Source organism: Desulfobaccales bacterium, assembly GCA_041648175.1.
In the GTDB taxonomy this organism is placed as follows: Bacteria; Desulfobacterota; Desulfobaccia; order Desulfobaccales; family 0-14-0-80-60-11; genus 0-14-0-80-60-11.
Window position 1 is genome coordinate 1 of record JBAZPO010000041.1, and the last position, 7,027, is coordinate 7,027.

Genomic DNA, 7,027 nt, shown 5'->3' on the forward strand with positions numbered 1-7,027 from the left:
TGGCCTTGGTGTCCGCCGGGTTTTCGGGGGTGCCCCCATTGTGAGTGCGGGGGAAACTCCGGTGTTTATGGGCAAACCAGGTTCCTTTGTGCAGCATCAATTCGCCCTTAGCTTGCCAGGTCTTGAAAACCATTTCATGAGAATCTTGGGTTAAGGGGCCATACCCCTCGGTCTGTAACTCGCCGATCACGTCCTTCCACCATTTTCGGGGCATGACCCAGCAGGATCCCTGCATCGCCATAGTCTTGTCGATCAGTTTATGGTGCCGCCGTCGCCCCCGTTCCATCCAACGCTGCCCGGCAAATTTAACGCCCCCCTGAACCACCAGTTTTTCATAATCGACCGGAGGCTCAGATTCCATCACTTTCCATTGTACCGGGTCCAGGAAGTACCGCCGGGCCGTCATTATCCAGTTCGGGCGACAGGCATCGGTCATAGCCTTATCGAACCCCTGAGCGAACAGGCAATGCTCATCCGCACGCATCAAGAACTCACCCCGGGCCACGGCAACCCCGGCGTTTATGGCGCCCCTCATGCCCCTGTTTTTGCCTAGGTGGATATACCTCACTCTTGGATCGTCTATCAGTTGAAAAGACGGGTAGTAGCCATCCCAGACGGCGATAATCTCCAACCGGTCCCCAAGCTCAGATGTGGCCAGAAGGCTGCCAATCGTCTTGATTAACAGCGGATCCTTGTAGCTGGGGATGACCACCGACAATTTCATGCCAAATCCCTTAAGGCAGGTCGGCCACAACGACACCGACCGCGCTGAATAACGGTGTCACGATAATGGCCCCAGAAACTGCACCTTGCCGGATAAATTGTAAGCGTTTGACATTATCCCAACCAAACACCGTCATATTGTCCCCTATCTCAAGGGGGTGCCCGGTGCTACCGTCAGTAGCGGGGGCGGTGCCGTCAAAGGTATAAAAAATCGCACCGGTTACACAACTTATATAAACCCCAGTTGCTTGTTTGCCAGAAAAGGTTCCTGATGTTGGCTTTATCAGGGTAAGGGCATTAGCAAACAATGAAATCACCACATTTGCAATGGCAATTTTCTGATGTCCTCCGCCCAGGAAATTACTGGTCAAAAATTGGAACATGATCAATCTCCCTTAAAGGGGGTCCGGGGGCAGGGCCTCCTGCCCCGCGGAGTTAATAACCAATGACAAAAAGCCAATGGTATTTAGAATTTGTCGGAGCGCTATTGTAAGTTAAGGTCGAGTCGGCATGGCTGATACGCGGAATTTCGGTGGTATCATCAATATTCTGCGTCCAGTAGCCTTCAATGCGGCCAAAAGGAACCACAAGGGTGGTCCCCGCCCCGTCGCCCTTGACTCTGGCTTTCCACATCTTTGCATTCCCAAAGTTGATGTGGAGCTTTAGGTCAACATTTACATCGGGAAAATCCGCCATACAGTTACCTCCTAATACCCTATCACAAACAAGTAATGATAGAGGTTAAGGCCCGGCGGGTAGGCGTAAGTGATCGCCCCAGAACTCTCCGTCGCCTTTAGGTTAGTGGTTTCGGTGATATTCGTGATCCAGTAGCCTTCTACTCGACTAAAGGGCACATTTATCTGCCGACCAGCCCCGTCACCCTTGATTCTCACCTGATAACCCCGGATAGTTCCCATAGAATAATGCGTTTCCCGGTCAATATTGGCCTCTGGAATGTCCACCGCAGCCGACGGGCTGACTGATGGACTGAGTGACGGCGAAGTTGACGGAGAAAGTGACGCCGATGGGCTGACCGAAGGTGAAATCGAGGGCGAGACTGATGGACTGAGCGACGCCGAAGGGCTCACGGACGGAGAAACGCTCGGAGATAGGCTTGGTGAAACACTCGGCGAAATGCTCGGACTCGCGCTCGGGCTGATACTGGGCGAGACACTGGGTGAAATACTGGGGCTAATGCTCGGCGAGGCACTCGGACTTATGCTTGGACTCAAGCTCGGCGATATGCTTGGGGAAATAGATGCCGATGGGCTAACTGAAGGCGAAATGCTTGGAGAAAGCGATGCCGAGGGGCTGACTGAGGGTGAAATGCTCGGACTTAAAGACGCCGAAGGGCTCACGGACGGAGAAATGCTCGGGCTTAACGATTCTGAGGGACTCACTGATGGAGAAACGCTGGGAGAAGCACTTGGAGACAAGCTTGGGCTTCTGCTCGGTGAGATGCTCTGCGAAAGCGACGGGCTAAGAGACTCCGACGGAGAGGTTGAAGGTGAAATGCTCGGAGACAAACTTGGAGAAAGCGATTCGCTCGGCGAAACGCTGGGCGAAGCGCTAGGCGAAATGCTCGGCGAACCCGACGGGCTCGCCGAGGGAGAAATTGACGGTGATAAGCTGGGCGATAACGAAGCAGGCATGGTCAGCCTCCTTTACGCCAGAGGCAGGATCCTGGGAATAAAGACCAAGGCCCCTACAAAGGTATCGCTGTCAGCAGAGCAGGTATAGCAGATGGTCTTACATATACCATCTCCACGATAACTTTTGGTGGCGTAAATGCCTGACGTATCAGCCGCATTGCCGCCCACCTTCCCATTCCAGAACAGAGCTCCGATGTAAGTGGTAAGGTAGTTCTGGCTCGCACCATCAATGGCGGTCGCCATGTCAGCTACCCGGTAGGTCCCCGCAGTATCCAGGGGATAGGTGACGATAAATCCATCGGCGTCAAAACCCACTTCAGTGCTCATGCCAATACCGACGCTGATGGTTTCTGTGGCATCAATGGTAGTGATGATGAGCCACATGTCTTCAGGCCGGATAACCATGCCCACGGGAAGTTCAAGTTGTGCGCTGGTTTCCACGTTGTTGTTGAAAATCAGCGGAAGGCGCACAACTTCGCCGTCCATAACGGTGGTACGCTTCATTACTGTGCTCATGCGTTAAACCTCCTTTAGGCGGTCAGCCCGGATTTGTAGCCATGGGCGTCGCGGCGCTTGCAGATCATCTGAAGCACGACTTCGATATACATGGCGTATTTTTCCTGGCCAATCGGCTTCTCCCACGGGGTCTTCTTGAAGTTGTAGTCCTTATGGACCCGGAACCCCATGTAGTTCTTGTTGAGGCCGAACAGGTACCCGGTGGGGCACATGTAGTCCCGCACGATGGGATTGCCCAGGTAGTCGATGTTCTTGAACCCCATGTCGGCCAGGTCGCCGTGCTCCAGACGCAGGTGCGGCAAGGTCTGAGACCGCAGGGAGCTGAACAGGGTCCGAGTGGTTACGAGCAGGTTCGGCTCATCACCGGCATCATCACCCACCATGCAGTTCAGCAGCAGGGTATCCACGATGTTGAAGGTGATGGGCGCCGCAGTCGCGTTGGCATACCCGGCAACCCACTCAGCCAGGTCGGCCACAGCGATATTGCCGTAGGTGGCGCTGGACGAGATCATGCCCAGCAGGCCTACGAGTTTCCGGCCACTGGTCCCGTACCCGGTGGAGTTATACAGGTCGTAAGCCAGGTTGTAGCGGATATGCTTCGCCGACTTGTTGAGTTTCTGGTTCACGATGTCAACTTCCTGGGCCATCCCGGCGTTCTGCACCGAGTCGTCGATGTCGTAGACAACCGGCTCGTAGTAATAGCCCGGGGTCCAGGTGGCCGCGGTCAGGGTGCTGACCTTGTTGGTGTTGAACACGCTGGTCGCGTTAAAGTCGCCGCCCATGGGTTGCCCGTAATCAAGGACCTGGCGAATCTTCGTGCCGCCGTCCCATTTCTTAGCATCCTTGAGCATGGTGCCGATCAGGACGTTACCCTTATAGAGAACATCCTGGGCCCCACTCTCCCACCACTCCTGGGTTGTTGCATTGAGTTCGTCAAGAGCCAAAGCCATGACGTTTACCTCCTGTTAATTTCCTTGGCGCATGGCCTGAATCTTGGCCACTTGCTTCTGGATGAGTTCGTTTTCGGTCCGGGGTTTCCCCTGGGGTGCCCCGGCCGGTGCGGTGCGCCCAGTAGTCACCCGGCGCAATGTGCCCTTCGCCTTCATGCTTCTGACAGTCTCTTCGGCCCCCTTGGCCTTGGCCGCCTTCTCTGCGGCCGGCTTCCCGGCCTTCAGGTCAGCGATTTCCTGGTTCAGCCGAGCGGTCTCCCGGGCATTCTTGACGCCCAGGGTTGCCAGGACTTTGGTTGTGGCCCAGGGATTATCCTTGCGGAAAGCCGCAACCTCGGCCTCGGTAGGTTCGTCGCCCACGAAGTCCTTGAAGCTGGTCTCCGCCTTCAATCCCTGCTCCCGCTGACTCACCCGATAGTCAATGTACCGGCCAACTACGTCGGCAATTATGGGGTCCGTGGCGATGGTTCGCAGAACCACGTCGTGAAGTGCTGGGCCAATAGCCGCCGCCCCGCCTTTCTCGCCCTCAAGCATGGCCTGGAAGTTGTCGCCCACCACGTCCCACTGCACCGGCTCAAAATCACCAGCATCGGGCTCTACCGGTTTGGTCTCGACGGGCTTGGCCTCAGCAGGTTTCTCTTTCAGTGCCTTGTTCTCGGCCTCCAAGGACGCAGCCCGCTCCTCTGCGTCGAGCAGGCTTTGAACAGCCTCGGCCTGCTCAGCCGACAGGCGCACGACCTTGCCGTCAGGGGTTTCGTATTCAAACTCCTCCCCCTCTACTTCTGCCGCAGCGGTTTTTGTTTGGGACTCAGCCGCCAGCCGGTCCTCACGGTCTTGCTCCAGGGCCAGTTCGTCGGGGTCTGACAGCACCCCCTCGGCGGCGGGGTCAAAGGGTTCGTCTTGAATCTCAGCCATGACTTTTTGCTCCTTAATTTTTAGGGTTAAACAAAAAGCGGGCCACGGCAGATAACCTGCCATGGCCCGCTCGGGCTCAATTCAAACTATGGTTGGCCCTCAAAGGGGCGCTATTTTACTTCTTGTAGAACTTCTCTACGCCATCCAGGAACATCTTGCCCGCCACCTTCTTGGGTGGCCTGAGCATCGTGGTGCTTCCTCCTTCCATCTTCCACATCGCCCCGCATCGGTGACACTGTATTTTAAACTCAGCCCCCGGCCTTGGTTCAAGGATGATGCGGCCACAGGCAGGGCACTTGAACTCTTTGTAGGTCGTCACCGTGAACTGGCCGTCCTCTGTCTTGCTTATGGAGGCGTTCTGGGTCAACATTCACCCTTTTTATAAACAGGATTGCCCAAAGGCGGCACTGCAAGCCACCCAAGCACCGTAGTTACAGCTTGTAGCGCTTCGGGGCTGGGGTCCTCATCGTATAGTTTTTTGAGAGCCCGGATTAAATTACAAAATGACTCGGGCGCCTTGAAATCCGGGTCCCACCAATCTTCGGTTGTAGGAGACAGTTGATCGAGTGTTAATGCCATATCATATCTCCGTAATATTCTCACCCTTATGGGGATCTCTCAGGTTATGATCTTTCAAATACTGCCGGTACTCCGTCCGTGTCTCAATAGGCTTACCACCGAACCGGGCCTCCTTGCGGGTTCGGGCGAAGTCCCGGAGCCAGGGCGTGTCCTGGATGGTATCGACCTGAATAGCCGGGGCAACGATAATTTGGCGCATTTGACCCGAGCAGGCGCAGGTTATAACTTCCGGGCGCTCCGCAATTTTGCAGATATGCTCTATCGTGTGGTCGCAATCCCGGCACTGGTACGTGTAGGTCGGCATCAATTCACCTTCGTCCCCGGAGGGGGCACCACGATCCGGCTCGGCTCGGCTTTGGCTATCTTGGCACAAATAATCTTCTGAGCCGTAGCCAAGAGATCAACGATTGCTGCCAAGTGCGCCGGCGAGTCGCCCTCGGGGCGCTGAACTGTCACCTGATTATTTGCATACAGCGACACCTGAATCGTCACCACCGGGATAGGTTTCGCTTCTGCCTTGGCCGCCTGATTTGCTTTCACTCTGTCCATAAATTCCTTGCTCATCCCTGGCCTCCTGCCACGTCCAGCGGATTACCGCTGCCAAAATTGGCCGCGAATTGCCGGTCGTCCATCTTCATCAGGTTATCAATGGTCTGTAACACCTCTTCCGGGATCAAGCCGCTCTGCTGAAGCTTCTGCATGGCCATGCCCAGGGGCCCAGCGTCCATCTGCGCCGCCAATTCATCAGCGTTGGGGACTGATAGCTCTTTGAGCAAAGCCTTATTGGGGAAGTTCGGCCTGCTCTTGGCCAGTTCAAGGACCTGCTGCTGGCGCACTGCCCGGTTGCGGGGGAGAGTGCTGCCAGCCTCCATGTGAAAAGCCAAATCACCTTGGTAGTCAATGCCCCGGAATGCCAGCATTTGTTCTGCGCCCTTGCCCTCGTACCGTAAATATTCCTGGTCGGTGTACCAGTTCTGCCCCAGGCCAATAAACATCCGACCCTGTTCTTCCAGATAAGTGTCATTATTGCGTATTTTGATGCGATACGCAACCTGCGCTTTTTCCTGCAACTCAGCGATAGCTACGCCCGCGGTCACACCCGAGGGGCGACGACCCTCCGATACCTCAGTGATGCCCGTCACCATGTCCACCAGACGGATGCACAGTTCGATGAAAGCCAGGAGATCGTTAGGGGTCTGTGGCACTTCGAGAAATCTGATTTGCTGGGCCAAGCCAGCGACCGGCTCCCATATCCGGGCCGGAAGGTTATTGGTCTGGCTATTCTTGACTCCGCACCCCTGGGGCAGGATCAGGGGATTCCGACAGGTGCGCTCCAGGTGAACCCCGTACTGCGTGAGCTTCTTGCAAATCTCGATGACCAGTGTCTCGATTTGCTCAAAGACACACAGGCCATACTCAGAAATGTCGTCAGAGTACGACAGGCGCTTGATGAAGGGGAATTTATCCCAGAGGTAGGTCTGAGAGGTCATCTCCCGGGGCAGGTCGGGGTTGATGCTGGGGTTCGGCACGTCCTCCAGAACCACGTCGCCTTTGCCAGCAACGTAAATGCACCGCAGGAAGCCGGGGTACTTCGACCATTCTTCGGGTTCAATGCGCTGCCGGGATTGAACGAGGGCGGGCTGACCGTCAACGAACACCGGCAAACCAGTAGCATCGTCTATCATGGGTTCC

Annotated in this window: 12 protein-coding genes; 1 reads left to right on the top strand and 11 read right to left on the bottom strand. The window is 55.7% G+C overall.

All coding sequences use genetic code 11. The annotated features are described in order from the left end of the window. The 3 genes from WC600_18370 to WC600_18380 form a co-directional block, all read right to left on the bottom strand. A partial coding sequence (locus WC600_18370) for a glycosyltransferase family 2 protein (GenBank protein ID MFA4904696.1) occupies positions 1-724 on the bottom strand: 724 nt, incomplete at its 3' end. 10 nt (positions 725-734) lie between these two features. Next, positions 735-1,106: a chitobiase/beta-hexosaminidase C-terminal domain-containing protein gene (locus WC600_18375; protein MFA4904697.1), complete on the bottom strand. Its 372-nt coding sequence runs from the start codon at positions 1,104-1,106 to the stop codon at positions 735-737. 52 nt (positions 1,107-1,158) lie between these two features. Next, positions 1,159-1,419, bottom strand: coding sequence for a hypothetical protein (locus WC600_18380; GenBank protein MFA4904698.1), 261 nt, complete (start codon positions 1,417-1,419; stop codon positions 1,159-1,161). 258 nt (positions 1,420-1,677) lie between these two features. Here WC600_18380 and WC600_18385 point away from each other — a divergent pair, with 258 nt between their 5' ends. After that, a complete protein-coding gene (locus tag WC600_18385; GenBank protein MFA4904699.1) occupies positions 1,678-2,463 on the top strand; it encodes a hypothetical protein in 786 nt (261 codons plus the stop codon). On the opposite strand, the gene WC600_18390 is transcribed toward WC600_18385, so the two are convergent. The 8 genes from WC600_18390 to WC600_18425 all read right to left on the bottom strand — a co-directional run. Continuing rightward, on the bottom strand, positions 2,388-2,891 hold the full coding sequence (locus WC600_18390) for a hypothetical protein (protein MFA4904700.1): 504 nt from the start codon (positions 2,889-2,891) through the stop codon (positions 2,388-2,390). The genes WC600_18385 and WC600_18390 overlap by 76 nt on opposite strands. 14 nt (positions 2,892-2,905) lie before the next feature. Beyond that, positions 2,906-3,841 (bottom strand): phage major capsid protein, encoded by a 936-nt coding sequence (locus tag WC600_18395; protein ID MFA4904701.1) that lies wholly within the window; start codon positions 3,839-3,841, stop codon positions 2,906-2,908. Positions 3,842-3,856: 15 nt separating this feature from the next. Further along, positions 3,857-4,756 (bottom strand): hypothetical protein, encoded by a 900-nt coding sequence (locus WC600_18400; protein ID MFA4904702.1) that lies wholly within the window; start codon positions 4,754-4,756, stop codon positions 3,857-3,859. A 115-nt stretch (positions 4,757-4,871) separates the two neighbouring features. Continuing rightward, entirely contained in the window at positions 4,872-5,126 is a 255-nt protein-coding gene (locus WC600_18405; GenBank protein ID MFA4904703.1) for a hypothetical protein, read from the bottom strand. After that, the gene (locus WC600_18410) at positions 5,120-5,335 is read right to left on the bottom strand and encodes a hypothetical protein (GenBank protein MFA4904704.1); all 216 of its coding nucleotides are present in this window, start codon (positions 5,333-5,335) and stop codon (positions 5,120-5,122) included. The genes WC600_18405 and WC600_18410 overlap by 7 nt, the downstream gene beginning before the upstream one ends. A 1-nt stretch (position 5,336) precedes the next feature. Next, on the bottom strand, positions 5,337-5,639 hold the full coding sequence (locus WC600_18415; GenBank protein ID MFA4904705.1) for a zinc ribbon domain-containing protein: 303 nt from the start codon (positions 5,637-5,639) through the stop codon (positions 5,337-5,339). Further along, complete coding sequence (locus WC600_18420) at positions 5,639-5,899, bottom strand: hypothetical protein (GenBank protein ID MFA4904706.1); 261 nt, start codon at positions 5,897-5,899, stop codon at positions 5,639-5,641. Before WC600_18420 ends, WC600_18415 begins: the two co-directional genes overlap by 1 nt. Further along, a partial coding sequence (locus tag WC600_18425) for a hypothetical protein (protein ID MFA4904707.1) occupies positions 5,896-7,027 on the bottom strand: 1,132 nt, incomplete at its 5' end. The genes WC600_18425 and WC600_18420, both read right to left, overlap by 4 nt.

Coding starts and splice junctions, on each gene's coding strand:
- WC600_18375 (MFA4904697.1), bottom strand. CDS start 1,106: ATGTTCCAATTTTTGACCAGTAATTTCCTGGGCGGAGGACATCAGAAA.
- WC600_18380 (MFA4904698.1), bottom strand. CDS start 1,419: ATGGCGGATTTTCCCGATGTAAATGTTGACCTAAAGCTCCACATCAAC.
- WC600_18385 (MFA4904699.1), top strand. CDS start 1,678: ATGTCCACCGCAGCCGACGGGCTGACTGATGGACTGAGTGACGGCGAA.
- WC600_18390 (MFA4904700.1), bottom strand. CDS start 2,891: ATGAGCACAGTAATGAAGCGTACCACCGTTATGGACGGCGAAGTTGTG.
- WC600_18395 (MFA4904701.1), bottom strand. CDS start 3,841: ATGGCTTTGGCTCTTGACGAACTCAATGCAACAACCCAGGAGTGGTGG.
- WC600_18400 (MFA4904702.1), bottom strand. CDS start 4,756: ATGGCTGAGATTCAAGACGAACCCTTTGACCCCGCCGCCGAGGGGGTG.
- WC600_18405 (MFA4904703.1), bottom strand. CDS start 5,126: ATGTTGACCCAGAACGCCTCCATAAGCAAGACAGAGGACGGCCAGTTC.
- WC600_18410 (MFA4904704.1), bottom strand. CDS start 5,335: ATGGCATTAACACTCGATCAACTGTCTCCTACAACCGAAGATTGGTGG.
- WC600_18415 (MFA4904705.1), bottom strand. CDS start 5,639: ATGCCGACCTACACGTACCAGTGCCGGGATTGCGACCACACGATAGAG.
- WC600_18420 (MFA4904706.1), bottom strand. CDS start 5,899: ATGAGCAAGGAATTTATGGACAGAGTGAAAGCAAATCAGGCGGCCAAG.